Annotated in this window: 14 protein-coding genes and 1 pseudogene; all 15 read left to right on the forward strand. The window is 40.3% G+C overall.

The features are described 5' to 3' along the window. On the forward strand, positions 1 to 504 hold a 504-nt coding region (locus tag DXA15_RS25275; protein WP_158579663.1), incomplete at its 5' end, for a hypothetical protein. Positions 505 to 751: 247 nt separating this feature from the next. Continuing rightward, on the forward strand, positions 752 to 1033 hold the full coding sequence (locus tag DXA15_RS13695) for a hypothetical protein (RefSeq protein ID WP_128134395.1): 282 nt from the start codon (positions 752 to 754) through the stop codon (positions 1031 to 1033). 139 nt (positions 1034 to 1172) lie between these two features. Continuing rightward, complete coding sequence (locus DXA15_RS13700) at positions 1173 to 2330, forward strand: glycoside hydrolase family protein (protein WP_128134396.1); 1158 nt, start codon at positions 1173 to 1175, stop codon at positions 2328 to 2330. A gap of 129 nt (positions 2331 to 2459) precedes the next feature. After that, the gene (locus tag DXA15_RS13705) at positions 2460 to 3050 is read left to right on the forward strand and encodes an RNA polymerase sigma factor (protein WP_128134397.1); all 591 of its coding nucleotides are present in this window, start codon (positions 2460 to 2462) and stop codon (positions 3048 to 3050) included. Between the two features lie 94 nt (positions 3051 to 3144). Then, positions 3145 to 4230, forward strand: a complete 1086-nt coding sequence (locus DXA15_RS13710) for a FecR family protein (protein WP_128134398.1) — start codon at positions 3145 to 3147, stop codon at positions 4228 to 4230. Beyond that, a complete protein-coding gene (locus DXA15_RS28015; RefSeq protein WP_369683068.1) occupies positions 4217 to 5002 on the forward strand; it encodes a carboxypeptidase-like regulatory domain-containing protein in 786 nt (261 codons plus the stop codon). Before DXA15_RS13710 ends, DXA15_RS28015 begins: the two co-directional genes overlap by 14 nt. Positions 5003 to 5004: 2 nt before the next feature. Next, the gene (locus tag DXA15_RS28020; RefSeq protein ID WP_369683069.1) at positions 5005 to 5499 is read left to right on the forward strand and encodes a TonB-dependent receptor plug domain-containing protein; all 495 of its coding nucleotides are present in this window, start codon (positions 5005 to 5007) and stop codon (positions 5497 to 5499) included. Positions 5500 to 5580: 81 nt separating this feature from the next. Continuing rightward, entirely contained in the window at positions 5581 to 7845 is a 2265-nt protein-coding gene (locus tag DXA15_RS28025) for a SusC/RagA family TonB-linked outer membrane protein (protein WP_369683070.1), read from the forward strand. Positions 7846 to 7857: 12 nt separating this feature from the next. Then, on the forward strand, positions 7858 to 9777 hold the full coding sequence (locus DXA15_RS13720) for a RagB/SusD family nutrient uptake outer membrane protein (protein WP_128134399.1): 1920 nt from the start codon (positions 7858 to 7860) through the stop codon (positions 9775 to 9777). 88 nt (positions 9778 to 9865) lie between these two features. Further along, a pseudogene (locus DXA15_RS26550) lies at positions 9866 to 10191 on the forward strand (DNA-binding domain-containing protein); the annotation flags it as partial. A 60-nt stretch (positions 10192 to 10251) separates the two neighbouring features. Continuing rightward, complete coding sequence (locus DXA15_RS26555; RefSeq protein WP_233567272.1) at positions 10252 to 10629, forward strand: DUF4469 domain-containing protein; 378 nt, start codon at positions 10252 to 10254, stop codon at positions 10627 to 10629. A gap of 580 nt (positions 10630 to 11209) precedes the next feature. Beyond that, a complete protein-coding gene (locus tag DXA15_RS13730) occupies positions 11210 to 12640 on the forward strand; it encodes a sulfatase-like hydrolase/transferase (protein WP_233567273.1) in 1431 nt (476 codons plus the stop codon). Positions 12641 to 12670: 30 nt separating this feature from the next. Beyond that, positions 12671 to 15550: an alpha-galactosidase gene (locus DXA15_RS26560; protein WP_233567270.1), complete on the forward strand. Its 2880-nt coding sequence runs from the start codon at positions 12671 to 12673 to the stop codon at positions 15548 to 15550. Positions 15551 to 15588: 38 nt separating this feature from the next. Next, a complete protein-coding gene (locus DXA15_RS13740; protein ID WP_147349097.1) occupies positions 15589 to 16071 on the forward strand; it encodes a hypothetical protein in 483 nt (160 codons plus the stop codon). Between the two features lie 104 nt (positions 16072 to 16175). Then, positions 16176 to 18980, forward strand: a complete 2805-nt coding sequence (locus DXA15_RS13745) for an endo-alpha-N-acetylgalactosaminidase family protein (RefSeq protein WP_255419966.1) — start codon at positions 16176 to 16178, stop codon at positions 18978 to 18980. The last annotated feature ends 116 nt before the right edge of the window (positions 18981 to 19096 follow it).

Here is a 19096-nt window from a genome sequence, read left to right on the forward strand (position 1 = left end):
AATCTCAGTTATAGACAGTACCTATACAAAATAGATCTACAACCTTTAGAAATAGTAAATTGTGAAGAAATTTTATACAAAATAGATCTACAACCTTTAGAAATAGTAAATTGTGAAGAAATTTTATATCCTTTAGATATAATGGTTGTAGATACATTTCTGGTTTTAGGAGAAAAAACTAATAATTCTTCTTCCCTTTTTATTTACAATACCAACAATAATCTTTTTGTTGATAGCATCCTGCGTCGTGGAGGTGGTCCTAATGAAAGTTCTGGATATTTAAAAATACTTCAATATGAAGTGGTTGATAATGATCCGGTTCTTTGGATCCGTTCCATAACTCCTTACATGGCACATTTGAACTTGAACCATTATAAAGACAAACCCAATACCTTCTTTGATAAAAAATATTTCTTTGAATCGGAAGGACGCTTGGATATTTTTGCAGAACTATCTTCCTACTACAATTTGGATGAAGATAATTCTTGTTCAGAAAATCTTTAAGTAATGCAGGACTGTTTTCAAAAGGCATTTATACTTATTACTGAGAAAAATACAACTATAAAACGAATACGGTAACAGATACATATTATGAGTATTCGTATAAAAAAGACGAAATAGAACAATATCATCTTGCCACCTTGCCGGAATCTGCATTAAAACCGGATAAAAAGAAATTGGCTTTATTCCAGGGAGGATTGGAAATTTTTTCGATTATAGATTTAGAGAAAAAACACGTAAGGATATTTTGTTGGATAAGAAAGGATTTGATATCGGTTATGCTGCAATGTCACGCAGGATAGGGATACATTATGATGCACAGGCGACAAACGAATTGATATTTTCTTTACGGAAAAACGGTCAATCAGGAAATAGCTATTTGAGGGTATACGATTGGGAAGGTATTCCTAAATATGGAATCACGTTGGATAGGGAAATCAGAGAGTTTAGCATACAAGAAAAGACGAAACGGTTATATGCTATTGCGGATGAATCAGAAGTATTAGTATATGATTTATCTAATATTTTATAAACACAAACACGAGGATTGCATTTGCTTGTGGAAATTAGGTATAGAATAAGATTATACAATAAAATATGGGGTTTGTACAATACAGAGGCATGAGTATGTGGTACTTTTGGAAATTGAAAACATTTTAAAATCAATAAACATGAAAAACTTATTACTTAAAACAATCTGGGTTGCCTTGTCCTGCTCTGTTGCAATTTTTACCCTTTCCGGGCAAGAAAAAGCGAAAGAGAAAGTCTTGAAATCGGCAGAAGGGAAAGAGTTGAATATGCCATATTCGCAAATGGCTCTGACTGCTAAGCTTATCGGACCGGCTATTGATGAAAAAGACTGGTTCAATTGGTGTGTTTCTCCTCTTGTCGGGAAAGACAAGAAAATACATATATTCAGTGGTAGGTGGCCAAAGTCGGATGGAATGGAAGGTTGGAGGAAGAAAGGAGCCGAAATCGCCCATTTTGTCGCCGATCGTCCTCAGGGACCGTTCAAATATGTATGTTCGGTATTAAAGTCGGATATGTTGGCCGATTCGTCCACAATGTTGGCACCTTGCAATCCCCGGTTGGAATACGTAGATGGCAAGTATGTCCTTCTTTATATTTTGCAAAACCCTTCAAAACCCAGACAGATGAGAATCGGTATGATGACTGCTGACGAATTGGAAGGCCCGTGGCATTTTGCAGGAAATAATAATGGCATTATGCTGGATGCCTCTTGGGATTCTTCCCTTTGGACATATAAGGCTCAAAGTGGCATTAATAATCCGGCTTTTTTGAAGATCAAGGATAAATATTATATTTATTTTAATTGTATAATCCAACCTCATGCAAAGGTAACCCACAATTATGGTTGTGCGGTCGCAGATAAATTGGAGGGACCATATAAAATATGTGATGTGCCAGTGACTGATAATATATCATATATAGAAGATGCCCAGGCATTTACTATGAATGATAAATATTATTTGTTGACTACGGATAATTTCGGGAAAAATACAGGCGCGTATGGTAACATTATTCTTTGGAAATCGGATAATGGCTTGCAGTTCAAGCTGAAAGACGCGAAAATCGCCATGGGGACATTGTTCGACTATTGGGGAACAGAATCTGACCGGGAGAAGTTAATGAAAACCCCAGGACTGTTTGTCAGAAGTGCTTCGGGTAAGTTGGAAAGACCTGCTATATTGAAAATAGATGGAAACCCCGCTTATTTTTATGCAGTAGGGGATGTTAATCTCGAAGGTGGATCGGTTGCCAAATCGTATGTGTTTAAGATCGAATGGGATGATGCTGATATGAGGTAGGCTTACTCGCTTATCAATTCTAGTAATAGGATAAGATCATACAAGAATATATGAATTTTATTCAATTGGATAATATGTGCAAGAACTACTTTTGTTTTTCGTAAAAGTAGTTCTTGCCATATAAAATTCATGAATTTACAGAATACTAGAAATGAAACTGCACTTTGGAAACTTTTTAGAGAAGGAGATGAACAAGCATTCTCTATGCTTTTCGAGTTAACATCCGATAGATTATACAGGTATGGTACTAAATTTGTGAATGATGGAGAATTGGTAAAAGACTGTATCCAGGAACTATTTATTAAGCTATATGAAAACCGCCACCAGCTCCCGCCTTTGAGTAATCCACTTTTTTATCTGTTTGGTTCATTGAAGAATTTATTGATAGATTCCCTTCGTCATAATCAAAGAATGGTTTATATATCTCCGGAAGAGTTGCCTTTTCATGCCCAATTTGTATTTAATCAGGAAGATGATGAAGAACCGGATGACGATATAAAGGCCAGGTTTGAAGAAGTGATGGCTCTTTTGTCTGATAGGCAAAAAGAGGTAATATATCTGCATTTTCAGGCGGATATGACGTATGAGGAAATTTCTCAGTTACTATGTATAAATAATCAGTCGGTACGCAATATTATTTATCGTGCTATGGAAAAGGTACGAACTTGTTTGAATTTAGATACGGCACTAATGGCCTTGTTTATTAACATGTTAAACTAGTAGTGAAATTTTTTTTATTTTTTTCTTTGTTTAGTGAGTACAAAACCGATTCCATATTCGTTTCCCTGATAAATATGTAACACAATACAGTGAAGTGAGTAATTCGAAAGAAAATAAACAATGCTCGGAAGAAGATCTCCGATTGCTGAAACGGAGGATTAAAGTTCTTGATGAAGGATTGTCTTCGGAAGACCGAATGGAATTGTGGTCAAAGATTGAAGCTGCAATTTATCATCGGAAACGTAAGACCGTATCTCTTTCGTTATTTATCCGCTATGTGGCTGTTGTCGCCATATTGTTTACTGCTACCTATTATATTACAAACATATCTTTTCGGAAAGAGGTAGATTACAGTAGTATCCTTTCTGCTACCCAATTGCCGGATGGGGCGTTGGAAAATGTAACAGTGATATTGGGAGATAAAGAAAAAATAGAAATAGAAGACAAAGATGTGCTGGTTTCTCATGATGAATATGGGAATATGTGTGTCAATAAAAAGAAAATAGATCTTCCTGAATCTTCCTCCTATGAATATAATCAATTAATTGTTCCATATGGGAAAACCACTCAAATAACCTTAAGCGATGGTTCGAGTATTTGGGCTAATTCAGGAACCAAACTGGTCTATCCGGTTGTTTTTGCTTCCGACAAACGAGAAATATATGTTGAAGGAGAGATTTATTTGGAAGTAGCACGCAATGAGGAACATCCGTTTGTTGTAAAAACAGATATGACGGAAGTCAATGTATTGGGAACTTCTTTTAATGTTTCTGCCTATAAAAATGATAAACAACAGTTTGTTACTTTGGTAACAGGTTCTGTGGCAATCAAAATTACGGATAAAAAGAATACGACAGTCATAAAGCCTAATCAACTGTATACTTTCGAAAAAGAATCACATAGTACTCGTTTGCAGGAGGTAGATGTTAATGAATATATCTGTTGGAAAGACGGTTTCCTGATTTTCCATAATGAGTCGTTGGCTGAAGTTCTAAAGAAAATAGAACGGTATTACAATGTAGTACTGGTATTTGATCCTGTTGAAATAAGTAAAGTGACGGTAAGTGGGAAACTAGATTTGAAATCGGATATTAATGAAACATTCCGGATTATATCAATTACGGCGTCGATTGTATATGAGAAGGAAGAAAATGTAATAAAAATTAGTGTTAAACCTTAAAAATAAATGCCATGAAAGAGAAGACATAAAAAAGAAACCGGAAAGTACTGGTCCTACTTCGGTTGGGTTCAAATTAAAAAAAGATTTACTAAAAACATTTTTTAATCAATTAAACAAATACAAATGTATGAATTTAATCGCAAATCTTAGGAATTCAGAGAAAGAATTTCGAAAAGTACTTCGTGTTATGAAAATAACTTTCTTATTTCTGCTGGTTGCTATTTGTGGTTGGGCAAATGAAACAACATCATATGCTCAGGTTACAGAAATTCGTTTGTCGGCAGGAACTAAAACACTTCAGGAAGTTTTCAGTGAAATTGAAAAGGAAACAGAATTTATTTTCTTTTACAATGACAATGCAATTGACTTGTCTAGAAAAGTCACAGTACAAAAAACTCAAGGTTCTATTGATGAGATTTTAGCTGGTTTGTTGGAAAACACTGGGGCTGGTTATAAAATTGTGGATCGACAAATAGTTTTTTACAATGTAAAGGATCTTAAAAATGAAAAGACAGCAATAGCCGGTCTCAATCAACAGAAGAAAATGGTCACAGGTCTGTTGACAGATACCGATGGTAATCCAATTATCGGAGCAACGGTAGCTATCAAAGGCACGAGCTATGGTGTAACAACAGATATAGATGGTAAATACATACTCAATAACGTCAGTGAAGGAGATGTTTTGGAGTTCCGGTATATCGGTTACAACACGGAAGAAAAGATATACAAAGGCGAAAAGACCATCAATATCCGTATGGTGGAAGCTCGGTAGGTTTGGAAGACGTAGTAGTGATTGGTTATGGACAACAGAAGAAAAGTAGTGTCGTTTCTTCTTTGAATACTATCGGTCCGGCGGAATTAAATGTAAAGCAGCGTAACCTGCGCAACACGTTGGCCGGACAAATTGCCGGTGTAATTGCCGTACAAAGAAGCGGTGAACCGGGTAACGATGCGGCTGCATTTTATATACGTGGACAGAGTTCGTATGCAGGTGGAACATCTGCGTTAGTATTAGTTGACGGTGTTCCAAGAAGCATGGATGATATTGATGTGGACGAGATCGAAAGTTTTACTGTGCTAAAAGATGCGGCAGCTACTGCCGTTTATGGAGCAGAGGGTGCGAATGGGGTTGTATTAATAACATCCAAACGTGGTAAAACACAAAAAACGACTGTAAATTTCAGTGCTCAATATAGTATTGTAACTCCGACACGTATGCCTGAGACATTAAATTCTTATGATTATTTATCATTGTATAATGAAGCATAATGGAATGATCAAGGAAATCCAGATAAGAAGTTTTTTAATCCACAATACACTGATGATGTATTAGAGAAATACAGATCGGGGATAGATCAAGACTTGTATCCTTCTGTCAATTGGTTTGATTTACTTAAAGAACATACACAGAGCCAACGGTATACAGTAAATTTTAGAGGGGGATCGGAGAAAGTACACTTTTTTACATCCGGTTCTTATTACTCAGAGGATGGTATATTTAAATCTAATCCAACAGAAAAATATAATGCCAATATAGGTTTGCAACGTTTTAATCTTCGTTCCAATGTGGATATGGATTTGACAAAAACAACCAAATTGTCTGTGGATATGAGCGGGCAATATTTGAAAAAAAATACCCCTGGATTTGGAACAAATGACATATTCGCATTTATCAGCCATTTCCCAGTACACGTTATACCTATGTATTATTCTGATGGTACGGCATCAGATCATGGTGCGCCTGGGTTCGGAGTAGATAAGCAACCATATAATATGCTTAATAATAGCGGTTATTCTAAAACTTGGAGTGCTTTTCTACAAACAAAAGTGACTTTAAAACAAGATCTGAAATTTATTACAGAAGGGCTTTCTGTAAAAGGAACTGTTAGCTTTGATGCAGATTTCTATTCAACAATGAAAAGATCCAAAACACCAAAAACAATTTTTGTTTCAGGTAAGGAAGAGGATGGAACATTCATAAAAAGGACTATTAAAGAGGGTTCTGAACTTGGTGATCCGGAAATAGGTGGACGCGACGGTACAAAGAAAATTTACATGGAAGCATCTTTGGATTATCGGCGTACGTTTAACAAACTCCATGATGTGACAGGTATGTTGTTGTATATGCAGAAAGAAACACAATATCAGAATAAAAATGGATTACAACTTCTGCCTTTCCGCAAACAAAGTTTTGTGGCACGTGCAACTTACGGGTATGACAATCGCTACATGTTAGAAGCTAGTATGGGTATGACAGGTAGTGAAAATTTTTCTCAAGGACACAGGTGGGGAGTTTTCCCTTCGGTTGGCTTAGCTTGGTATGTTAGTCATGAAAAGTTTATGAAAGGAATAGAAGAGTATGTCAATAAACTGAAGTTCAGAGTTTCATACGGAATGACAGGAAATGACAATATTGGCAATAACACTCGATTCCCATATCGGGAAAGCATAAAAACAGATATGGGAGGATATAGCTTTGGATTAACTCCTGGAGCAAATGGTTCTGCTAGCAATTCACCCGGTAAAGGAATTGTGGAAGGTAGTTTCCCGATGCCAAGTTTATCATGGGAGGTAGAAAATAAATTGAATACAGGTGTTGATTTGGGCTTGTTTAATGGACGTGTAGACTTTAGTGCTGATTACTTTTATAATCGTCGCAAAGATATTTTATTACAAAGAAGGACTATTTCTAATGTGACAGGATTTAGGACGATGCCATTTCAAAATTTTGGTATTGTCACCAATCAAGGAATGGATGCCAACTTGATTTTAAAGCAAAAAATTGGAGAGGTTGATTTGTCCGCCCGTGGAAATTTGACTTATGCAAGGAATAAAATTGTTGAATATGATGAAGTTCCTCAAAAATATGATTATCAAAATTATACAGGGAATCGTATAAATACTCCATTTTTATATGTAGCTGAAGGTCTTTATACCCCGGACGATTTCAATATTACAACCAATGAGTACGGAGCCCAAAGTTATAAGTTGAAAGACGGTCTACCTATACCTGCAGCCAATGTTGCACCCGGTGATATCAAATACAAAGATTTGAACAACGATGGAGTTATTGACGACTATGACAAAACATATAAGAATGGTTGTTATCCTAAGGTTCCGGAAATAGTGTATGGGTTTGGAGTGAATGCAGAGTGGAAAGGGATATTTGTTGGTGTATTCTTCCAGGGTACCTCGCATACATCTGCAAATTTGTTAGCAAATCATGGTAATATCATGCCTTTTTCGATAGGTGTAGATAGCGGTTCGGCACGTAGTGAATGTTTGGATCGTTGGAAAGCAGAAGATTCTTATAAGCAGGATGTGTTCCTTCCGAGAATACATACGACTCAATTTGATCATAACACTTTACCCAGCACATGGTGGCATAGAAATGCAGGGTTTCTCAGGTTGAAAAATGTAGAAATCGGTTACGAGTTCAATAAGCAGGTTCTTCAGAAATTGAAAATGAAAAATCTGAGAGTTTATTTGCAAGGTAATAATGTTGCCGTGTGGGATCATATAAAATATTGGGATCCGGAACTGGGAGATGCGGAGTCTGGGGCTAAATATCCAATTTGCGGAACATATTCTGTAGGATTAGAAGTAACATTTTAAATATATATAGGAATGAAAATTATAAATAGAATAATATCAATAGTATCTGCTTGCATCATTTTATTTCCTCTTGTTGGATGTAGTGATTATCTGGATGTCTCAGATGAAATTGCGGAAAATTTAACTTTAGATGAAGTTTTTGAAAATCCGGGATATATTCGTCGTTGGCATGGAAATCTTTTTAACTGTATTACGGAGTATTCCAGTTTTGGGAAAAATCAGCCACATGGATTTTCTGGTGTTTGGGTTCTCATGGGAGGAGAAGCGACAATTAGTGGTTCAGGTTTTACAGAGATGCAATCAGGTTTTACAGCTGCGACTGCTCCTTTCCAGCGTTGGACGGATTTATATAAATATATCAGGGATGCAGAAATTTTCTTAGAGAGGGTAGAACCTAAAGGAGATATAAATGATCAGTTCCAGTTAAATGAAGAAGATGTCAAGAGGATGAAAGCTGAAGCCAAGTTTCTTATTGCCTACAGTTATTTTTCTTTATTTGAATTATATGGTCCCGTTCCTATTGTAGAAGAATTAGCAAATCCCGAAGAGAAGGGGTTGGACTATCCACGTGCATCTATTGATGAAACAATTGATTATATAGATAAGTTATTGGTAGAAGTGATAGAGTCAGGAGATCTTCCGGAAACTCTTATTACGGATCCTGCTGCTATAGGAAACGATAAATATAATCTGAATGAAATAGTTCGTCCGACAGTTACAGCTGCAAAGGCTTTAAGGGCAAAATTATGGGTATATGCGGCATCTCCTGTTTTTAATGGAGGTTATAAAGAATCGTTGGATCTTATGAATGTTGATGGCAAGAAACTATTTGCTCCTTATAATGCAGATAAATGGAAAACTGCCAAAAAGCGTTTAGAGGAATTGTTTGCGGATACGGACAAGCATGGACATAAGTTGTTTACCGTACAGAACGAGGATGGGAGTATTAATCCAGATGAATCCATTTACCAACTTTTCCAAAGCTACAATGATGAAATTTTATGGGCTACCGGAAAAAATTATTGGAATGATCAGGCAATGGAAAAAAATACAAACCCAAGAGATTGTTATGTAGGTTGGGGATATATAGGGGTTTCTCAAAATATGGTTGATGCCTTTTTTGTAAAAGACGGTTTGACAATTGATGATCCTAATAGCCTGTACCGCGAAGATGGATTCACCGAGGTGGTAAATCCATGCAATGAGAATAAGCGTGTTGACCCGAATATTTTTAATATGTATGCAAACCGTGAACCCCGTTTTTATGCAGGTATCGGATATGAAGGTAAAAGTTGGCATATACAACCAATTGGACGGCCTGATTATGCGCTTGGGTTTGCAAAAGGTGAGGGAAGTGATAATTCGAAAGGGGATAATCCTCGTACAGGTTATTTACCGACAAAGTTTAAGAACCGTAAGATTTTGTTTACTGGCAATTATTTGAAAAAATGGGCACGTCCTTCCATTCTTTTCCGTTTGGCCGATTTTTATCTTTATTATGCAGAGGTATGTAATGAGATAGATTCCAATGATCCGAATATTATTGTTTACTTAGACAAAGTGAGGGAAAGAGCAGGCATTCCTGGTTATAAAGAACTGGCAGCCAGTGGTAAAAAGAATATTATTGGTAATAAAGAACTTCAGAGAAAAATGATCCAGCGTGAACGACATGTTGAATTGTTTGCGGAAGGACAACGTTATTTTGATGTTCGCAGGTGGATGATTGGCGGAGAAGGAGAAGATGGTGACCAGACTAATTTTTATGCCATGAATATGAATGGTTATAAAGATAAGCCTATTGGAGCAAATAATTCTTATTTTAGCCGTGTATTGTTGGAAAAGCGTGCCTGGAGACGTGCCATGTACCTTTATCCGATACCACAGGATGAAATACAAAAGAGTAAACTTCTTGTTCAAAATCCATTGTGGTAAAAAGATATATTGTTTTTGTAAATGAATTTAATAACTAATTGGGTGTGCCATTTAGTGTCTTTTGCATCTCTCATAAAATTTATATATCATGGAAATAATCAAAAAAATCTGGAAAGTATGGTTAAGACCAAATCTCTTGACTAAAGATGTAGATAACGACTATACGGCTGAAGTGTCTACTGTAGGGAAAACGTTACGCAATGAAAATATTGCACAACGTATTATCGATGAAGGGTCCGAAATCAAATATGACACGCTGTTGTCTATTATAAACCAGCGCGATCGTATTGTCCGCGAAGCATTGCAGGAGGGTACGAGCTACTTACGCAGGTTTGCCAATTGACCCCACGTGTAATCGGCTCTTGGATTGGATCTACGGCAAAGTTTGATCCGGAGAAACATAAAATCACTGTCACGGCTGTTCCTTCTGCTGAGTTGCGTAAAGCGTTGCAGAATGTAGGGGTGGAAGTGTTGGTGGTAAAAGAAACCAGTGCCTATATCGGGCTGGTAACCGATACGCTTACCAACCTGACAGATGGTTCCATTACTCCGGGCGACGATGTGCTGATTAACGGCGAACGTATCCGGGTAGCCGGCGAGGCCGAAGGTGTCGGTGTCTTTTTTGTCAATGCGGAAGGTGTGGCAACCCCGGTTACCCGCCGTTTGACACAAAACGATCCGAAGACGGTCATAGCACGTGTCCCCGCCGACTTGGCAGATGGAAATTATACGCTTCGTATTGTGACACAATTTTCTAACAGCGCTGTTCTGCTAAAGGAACCCCGTACAATCGAATACCCCATACTGCTTACCGTTAGTAAAGGGGGAGGTGACAGGCCGGAAATCGAATAAAAGAGATAACCGGTCAGAAATTTGTAACGAGGCTCGTTATAGCACTATAACGAGCCTCGTTAATGGACGGTAACCAGGTTCGTTAATGGGCGGTAACTCGATGGGTTATCGTCCTGTAGCGAACCTGGTTATTTTAGGGAGTTTATTTGTTGGGTATAATCCTGTTGCTATAACACAGATTAAGCCGTGATTGCATGGCCATTCAATAGAATAAGAATATACAATAAGATGTGAGTTTTGTACAATACGGTAATAGGGGGATATACTATTTTTGGAAACTGAAAACTTCCTTAAGTCATTAAGTTGAAAAATCGAATAATTTTTCAACATGCAGAGATGGCTTTTTTAATAATGATAGGTTAGTCATAAGGTAATAATAGATTAGTTATGTGAGGGAAACCAAGTGTCTTACAGGTCGGTAATTCAAAGAGTTACCGGCTTGTAACTAGCTTGGTTATTTTGTGTGGGGAAATATACGGTTATTTTAATATAATATCATGAGGAAAAATATATTGACAATATGAAACATTTATTTTTATCAGGAACCTGGATTTTGGGAAGTATTTGTCCCTGGGTGTCAATGGGACAGGAGCTGCCTCAGTCCCCTAATGTGATTATCATAGAGGCGGATGATTTGGGGTATGGAGATTTGAGTTGTTACGGTGCGCAGCAGATACAAACTCCCGGTATGGATAGGGTCGCCCGTGAGGGATTGCGCTTCACGCAAGGATATTGTACGGCTGCCACTTCTACCCCCAGCCGTTATTCCTTGCTGACCGGGAAGTATCCTTGGACGAATCCGGATGCCAAGATATTGCCGGGAAATGCACCTTTGATCATTGATGTAAATCAAGTAACAATCCCGAAAGTGATGAAGAAAGCGGGGTATACGACCGGGACGGTTGGAAAGTGGCATTTGGGGTTGGGAGATGGCAATGTGGATTGGAACCAAAAAGTGACACCCTGCCCCAACGAAATCGGTTACGATTATTCTTATGTGCAAGCTGCTACGAATGACCGAGTCCCTTGTATCTTTATAGAGAACGGAAAAGGAGTGGGGCTGCAAAAAGAAGATCCGCTTTATGTCAATTATAGAACGAACTTTGAGGGCGAACCAACGGGAAAGGACAATCCTGAGTTGCTCAGAATGCATCCGAGTGTGGGACATGCCGGGGCTATCGTGAATGGCGTACCTCGTATCGGTTTTCAAAAGGGGGGGAAATCCGCTCAGTGGAGAGATGAGGAGATGGCTGAGTTGTTTTTGGAAAAAGCCAAAGGGTTCGTGCGGGAAAACAAAGACAAGCCTTTCTTCCTTTATTATGGCTTGCACCAGCCTCATGTTCCCAGAGTACCTAATGAACGTTTTGTCGGAAAATCGGGCATGGGTCCCAGGGGAGACGTGATATTGGAGGCTGACTGGTGTGTGTCTGAATTTCTGGAAGAGTTGGATAAATTGGGGCTTACGGAAAATACGTTGGTTATATTGACTAGCGATAATGGTCCGGTATTGGATGACGGATATAAGGACCAGGCAGAAGAATTGGTGGGAAACCATCTCCCTTCCGGTCCGTACAAGGGGGGGAAGTGCAGTATGTACACCGGTGGCACTTGCATTCCGTTCTTGCTTCGTTGGCCGGCGGTGGTGAAACCCGGTGTGTCTGACGCTTTCGTTTGCCAAATGGATTTATTGGCTTCGTTGGCTGCTTTGGTTGGGGTACCCGTTGCTGGCAAAACGGATAGCCAAAACACGTTGCCGGCTTTCTTGGGAAAAAGTGACAGGGGACGGGAAGAGCTTGTGTTTGAAGGGTATTACAACTATGCTTTTCGGCAAGGAGACTGGGTGATGATTCCTCCGTATCCTCGCCACAATCTTGAATATCAGTTGTATAACGTTAAAGAAGATGTGGGTCAGACTCATAATTTAGCACAGAAGCATCCGGATATTTTAAAGAAGATGATGATGCGTTTTGAGGAGCTGAAGCGCACTACCGGTAAAATGACGAATTTCTGACAAATAGTTTTTTTATAATAAGCAAATAGCATGAAGCATATTGTTTTTTACTTGATTTTAGTCTGCGGACTATTTTTTTATCAGGGAAAGGTGGCTGCTGAAAATAACCTTTCTTTACGGGAACAAGTTGTCCCTGTCCCTTCGGAGAAATGGAATCGTCCTTCTCCTCAAGGAACTTTTTCAGATGATGTGCGATATATGTTGCGCATGAATAATAAGTATACGTTGAATAAATGGTACTATGAGATAAAACATTTCCAGGACCAGGCAGGTGATTATTTGGATTTCGGTGGAAAGACGGAACATTTCATCCGTCCTGTTTCCCATCATGTTTTCACATTGAGCGTTTGTCTGAAACTACAGATATATGATCCGGCTGTCACCGGTGTCCCTGAAAAGCAGGCTTCGGACAGGCTTGTCAGACTGATCCGTTCGGTTGCTTATCGCCACAAGGCAAATAGCGGGGAAGATGGCTGGGGCGACCAATGGCAAAGTGCTTTGTGGGCTTCACAAGTGGCGCAGGCTGCTTGGTTGATATGGGACAGGTTGCCTGCTCCCGACCAGGAGTTGGTGTGCCGCATGATGGTACACGAAGCCGACCGTTTCATGGATTACCAGGTCCCGTATTATCGGGACGCGGATGGCAATATTATCTCGAAAGGGAATACGCGGGCGGAAGAAAACGCTTGGAACTCGAATATCCTGACGATTGCGACTGCCATGATGCCGGGGCATGAACATTATGACCGGTGGATGCGGAAAAACATAGAATTACAGATATCGTCTTATGCAATGCCGGAAGATGTCTGTAAATCGACGTTGATAGATGGAATACCCTTGAATAAAATATTGAAAGGCAGTAACATGAATTCGGATGGAACTGTTATCAACCATGATATTATGCATCCGGATTATATGACAGCTTTTATGCACAATGGTATAAATGCCTGGGTTTATGAACTGGCAGGCAAGCCGGTCCTGCAATCGTCGTTATATAATGGGGAAGTTGTCTATCATGCTTTAACGGAACGCCTCTTCAATGGAAAAACGCTGTACCAGAAGACAACCGATGGAAAGGCATCTTCATCTATCTATTATCCGGAAGGGAATGATTGGGGTGGAAAGCGGCAAGCGAATTATTGGTTGATGGATATAATGGCTCATGTGTTCGGTTGGGATCGGAATGCCGCCGTAAAAGGCCTAGAATGGGCTTCTGCCCGTAACACGGAAATGATAGCTATGTTGAACAGGGATGTGACGGGACAGTATTACCAAGATTTACAGGAAGACAAATTCCCTTCTCGCGAAGAATGGTTTGGCTCGCATATTGCCTGGGGCTATTTGGGATGGTGGTTACACACAAAGACAGATGCTCAGCAAGCTCGTGCTCCTATGATGGGATGGAGCAGTTGGAATACTTATCGTGTGAAAATCAGTTCGGAGATTATCAAACAAAGTGCTGATGCGATGGTAGAGAAAGGGTTGGACAAAGTCGGTTACCAGTACATCAACATAGACGATGGTTTTTTCGGTGGACGTGATGAGGACGGGCGTTTGCTTAGCCATCCGGAGAAATTCCCCAACGGGATGAAAGAGGTGGCAGATTATATCCACTCCAAAGGCTTGAAAGCCGGTATTTACAGTGATGCCGGAGCCAATACTTGTGGTTCGATCTGGGATAACGATACGTATGGTTTCGGTGTCGGACTTTGGGGGCATCAGCAGCGTGATCTGAATCTCTTCTTGAAAGAATGGGGCTACGATTTCCTAAAGGTGGATTTTTGTGGCGGAGATAAACTCGGTCAGGATATAAAGGAACGTTATACTTCTATTTACAAAGGCATCCTGGCAACCGGTCGCACGGATGTACGTTATAACATTTGCCGTTGGGCTTTCCCCGGTACATGGGCGATACAGATAGGTGACTCTTGGCGTATACACGGTGATATTGCGAATAACTTCAATTCAGTAAAAAAGATCATTAATAAGAATCTTTATTTTGCCCAATATGCTTCTCCGGGACATTACAATGATATGGATATCTTGGAAATAGATCGTGGCCTGACATTGGAGCAGGAACGGACGCATTTTAGCATGTGGTGTATCATGAGTTCGCCTTTGATGATCGGTTGCAATATGAAAACGATCCGTGATGAATCGCTTGCCATTATAAAGAATGAAGAACTTATTGCCATTAATCAGGATCCGTTGGGTATGCAGGCTCGTGTCATTGCTTATAGTGGTAACGGCATAGTTTTGGCCAAGCCGTTGGAAAATAAGCGCGGTGGAATTCGTGCAGTAGCTCTTTACAATCCCTCGAATGAACCGACAGCCATGCGGGTAGATTTCAAAGATCTTTGCTTGTATGGAAAGGTAACAGTCCGTGATTTATGGAAACATGAAGATCTGGGCCTTTTCCAAGGAGGCTATGAGACAACTGTTCCTGCTAATGGAACCGTCGTATTGAAGATTGAAGGAAAGAAATGGTATGCTCCCTCTGTGTATGAAGGGGAATATGCTTTTATGAATGCTTTCTATGAAGATGGTTATTATCCGGAAAAGAACACGAAACTGTTAGGTCGACGTGAAGAAGCGTCCGGTCACCACGTAATGACCGGTATCGGCGGCAGCCGTGAGAACTGGGCGGAGTTCCGTGAAGTGTATAGTCCGCGAAAACAGCAGGCGACACTTCGGATACATTATTTTACCGAAACACCGAAATCTTTCGACTTGGCGGTAAACGGGCAACCTTTGCAATCATTGTCATTCCAACCGTGTAAAGGAAAAATTGCCGGAGTCGTCACAGTATCCATACAACTGGAGGAAGGTGATAACGTGATCCGGTTGAGTAATCCGAAAGAAACGGGTCCGGATGTGGATAAGATAGAGGTCGTCATGAAAGCCCGTTGATTAAGTCGTATAAAATAATTTCTTAGTTCAATGTAATTATGTTGAATTTGATAAATAAAATCCTTGTAACAGGATTCTTATATTTGATACCTCATGTCTCTTATGCGATTTTGTCCCCTCAAGCAGAAGTGAAAGATTTTGTAGGTGTTTACATGTTGAATACGGAGACGGATAGTTTGGCTTTAATAAACAGTTTTTCGGCTGTAAACAGTACTGTCGAGTTTGATTTATTGCCACAAAACTCTTCAGCTCAGGTTGGAGTGTTATTGCGTTATGTGGATGAAAGCAATTGGGTGTATGTTGGATGTGATAAGATGACTGATCTTTTTGGCTTTGCTCATTGGTATGTGGAAACACCCGGAGGGAAGACGGAAATAGCTCGTGATATTTCAAAACTTTATGCACATCACCTGCGGCGTATCAAAGTAAATTGTATCGGTCGCACGTTGACAGTCTATGTGGATGGCGAACAGATAGCACACCAATATATACCGGAGCTTCCATTGTCGGCCGGCGGGTAGGGTTCCGGGTACATGATAAAGGGAGTGCCCGGATATCCAATGTCGTTTGCCGTCAGCTGAAACAATGGGAAACAGCACCGTCCAAGAAAAAGAGTTGCTACACGTTGTCTTCTTCCTGTATGGATGTTTTATTGAATAAGGACTTCCCTTCTGTTCAAGCCTATATTTGGAAAAAAGACCGTTCGCGGTTGGAAGGACAGCCTTTTGATGTGAAGACGGTAACTATAAATGGGGATACTTACCAACCGTCAGTGACCGGGAAATTGGAGGCAGGACGTGTGGTTTATACTCTAAAGGTCAGGGAAATCGCCGTGGATCTACAGGTCTGCTGTGAAGCAAAGGAGAATATGCTTCAGTTTTCCGTTATGGATATAAAGGAAAAAGGACATTTTAAGGTCAAGACATTGGCCTTCCCGAATCATAATCTGGTTTCTGTATCTCATGCGATCCCGGGTAGTTGTTTGTCTGTTGCCAATAGTGTCCATTCGGATACCTTCTTCCCGTTAAAAGATAAAATGGTAGACAATACATGGCAATATGGTTCTATCCTTTTGTTGAATACCGACAAACTGGTCGCAACGTTGGAAAGTAATTCTATTTATAGTACGCGCCAGTTTCTGTACCAGTCTGCCCGGCTTGGGGATTCGGCTGTAACCGGTATATGGGGAAATGAGTGGATTTATCGGGGACATGATGGAAAGGTCGTTGATTTGCCTTACATCAAAGTGATCCTGGCTGATGACATGAACCAAGATAATAAGATAGATTGGCAGGATGGCGCAGTCGCTTTGCGAAAGGAATATCCGGCTCCGATGGGGGTAGACATGCTTCATAATTCGTATGCTACAATCACCATGAATTTTGCCAGTTGTGCACCGTATCCTTTCCTCCGTCAGTTGGATAATATAAAGAAGTTTTATCTGGCTACCGATGGATTCGGCCAGATGCTCGAACTGAAAGGATACCAAAACGAAGGACATGATTGTGCCCATCCGGATTATTCCGGTAATTATAATGAACGGGCAGGTGGACAGAAGGATTTGGCCTTTCTGGCTAAAGAGGCGCGGAAATATAACGCGCATATAGGTGTCCATATTAACCATAGCGAATCGTATCCGGAAGCAAAGGCGTTTAACGACCGGATCGTGACAGACATACCGGCTTGGAGTTGGTTGGATCAATCTTATTTCATAAACAAGGAAGCGGATATGTTGGCTGGAACTTTCGAAGAACGTTTGAATCAGTTGAAAGCTGACATTCCGGACCTTTCTTTCGTTTATCTGGATACGTATCGTGAATACCGTTGGCTGGCCTGCCAGACGGCACGTTTATTTAATCGGAATGGTTGGGCCGTATGGACGGAAGAAGATAATGTGTTTGATAAAGAAGCGATTTGGGTTCACTATAATCCGGAGGCAAAAAGTCTGATCCACCGCTTTGTCCATCATCAATACCGGGATGGGTATGCTGCTCATCCGGCTTTGCTCGGCGGTTATAACCGAGGGGCGGAAATCGGTTTTATGGGGTGGCAGAATGGGCGTGACTTTAACGGGGTGATCCGTAATTTCTTTATGAAACAGTTGCCTTATCGATATTTGATGCATTACCCTGTACTGCAATTGGATACGACTCGTGCGGTGTTGGAGGACGGCTTAATTGCCACTGGCAGCAAAGAGGATGGAACTGTTGTTAGAAAGGGGGAAGTTACATTCGTATCGGGTGATTGCGTATTTATCCCTTGGAATCCGGTAACGGAAGAAAAAATCTACCATTACAATGTACAGGGAGGAAAAACAACCTGGCGACTTCCTTTGTCTTGGAAAGAACAATCGGAGGTTTACCTATATAAATTGAGCAGCCTGGGACGCAGATTGGAAAAAGTGTTGCCTGTCCGTAACGGACTGGTTGAAATAGATGCGTGTCCGGACAAGGGGTATGTGCTTTATAAGCAAAAGATGGAACCGCTGCCGGAAATGCTTTGGGGAGAAGGGAGTCCGGTAAAAGATATGGGTTTTGACAGCCGTTCGTTTAACGTCTGGAAGAAGCAGGGGGCGACAGAAGCTCTTGGGATAAAAGAAACGGAATATGGACAAAACTATCTGGAAATAAGCGGGCGGAAACCGGCAGAGGTTTATCAGGTGATCAATGGGCTGACACCAGGGAAAGAGTATATAGCCTCGGTTTGGGTGAATGTTATCGGTTGTAAAGAAGCTGTACTGGCAGTACAATGTGGAAAAGAAGTGAATGAGCAAGCTTCAATCCGGAGTAGTTCGGTTATGAATTATACGGATGTCGATCGTTTCAAGACCACCTGGCAACGATTGAAAGTTCCTTTCCGTTTACCGGAAAATGGAAAAGAATTCGTGTTGTTATTACGAGGAGGGAGTGCTGTCGAAGATACGGCTACTGTCTGTTTTGATGATGTCCGTTTGGTTGAATGCCCGTATTTACGAAAGGAGGGCTTTGACTATTTTGAGGATTTTGAACATGTGGATGATGGGTGGGGACCTTTTGTTTCTTCTAAACCGAGTGGCCTTAGGACTCATTTGTCTCAGAAACATGATGGGTATACGGATAATACCATTCATGGAAATTGGTCGTTGACAACTTGGCGCGAGGGGAATGGTGAAGTGTACCGAACCTCTCCTTCGATGATTCGTTTTGCACCGGAACAAAAATATGAAATTGAGTTTAACTACAAAGTCGATCGTAGGGATGTTTATAAAGTTGTGGGTAAGTCATTGTCTACAGGTGAACAGGTTTTTTCTTATGAATTGAATCGGTCCGGTAAATGTAATATTAGTTTTACGACACCGGCTTGCACGGATTTTTATATTGCTGTAGTTAAACATGGGAATGCTTTGTTGGTGATTGATGATTTTGGAATAAAAGGGCTTCTAAATCCTTGACGAGGCCAGGGTCGAATGTGGATAGGATAGAGGTTGTCATGAAAGTTCGTTGATTAAAAAGATAAGATTATACAAAGATTGGTATTATTTATTCAATGGCCGGATACAGATAAAAC

Source organism: Parabacteroides sp. AM58-2XD (assembly GCF_003463685.1).
Lineage (GTDB): Bacteria > Bacteroidota > Bacteroidia > Bacteroidales > Tannerellaceae > Parabacteroides > Parabacteroides segnis.

What these genes read in the sequence shown, in the direction of transcription:
- DXA15_RS13700 (WP_128134396.1), top strand. Translation starts at nt 1,173, where the DNA reads ATGAAAAACTTATTACTTAAAACAATCTGGGTTGCCTTGTCCTGCTCT.
- DXA15_RS13740 (WP_147349097.1), top strand. Translation starts at nt 15,589, where the DNA reads ATGTTGAATTTGATAAATAAAATCCTTGTAACAGGATTCTTATATTTG.
- DXA15_RS13730 (WP_233567273.1), top strand. Translation starts at nt 11,210, where the DNA reads ATGGGACAGGAGCTGCCTCAGTCCCCTAATGTGATTATCATAGAGGCG.
- DXA15_RS13705 (WP_128134397.1), top strand. Translation starts at nt 2,460, where the DNA reads ATGAATTTACAGAATACTAGAAATGAAACTGCACTTTGGAAACTTTTT.
- DXA15_RS26560 (WP_233567270.1), top strand. Translation starts at nt 12,671, where the DNA reads ATGAAGCATATTGTTTTTTACTTGATTTTAGTCTGCGGACTATTTTTT.
- DXA15_RS13720 (WP_128134399.1), top strand. Translation starts at nt 7,858, where the DNA reads ATGAAAATTATAAATAGAATAATATCAATAGTATCTGCTTGCATCATT.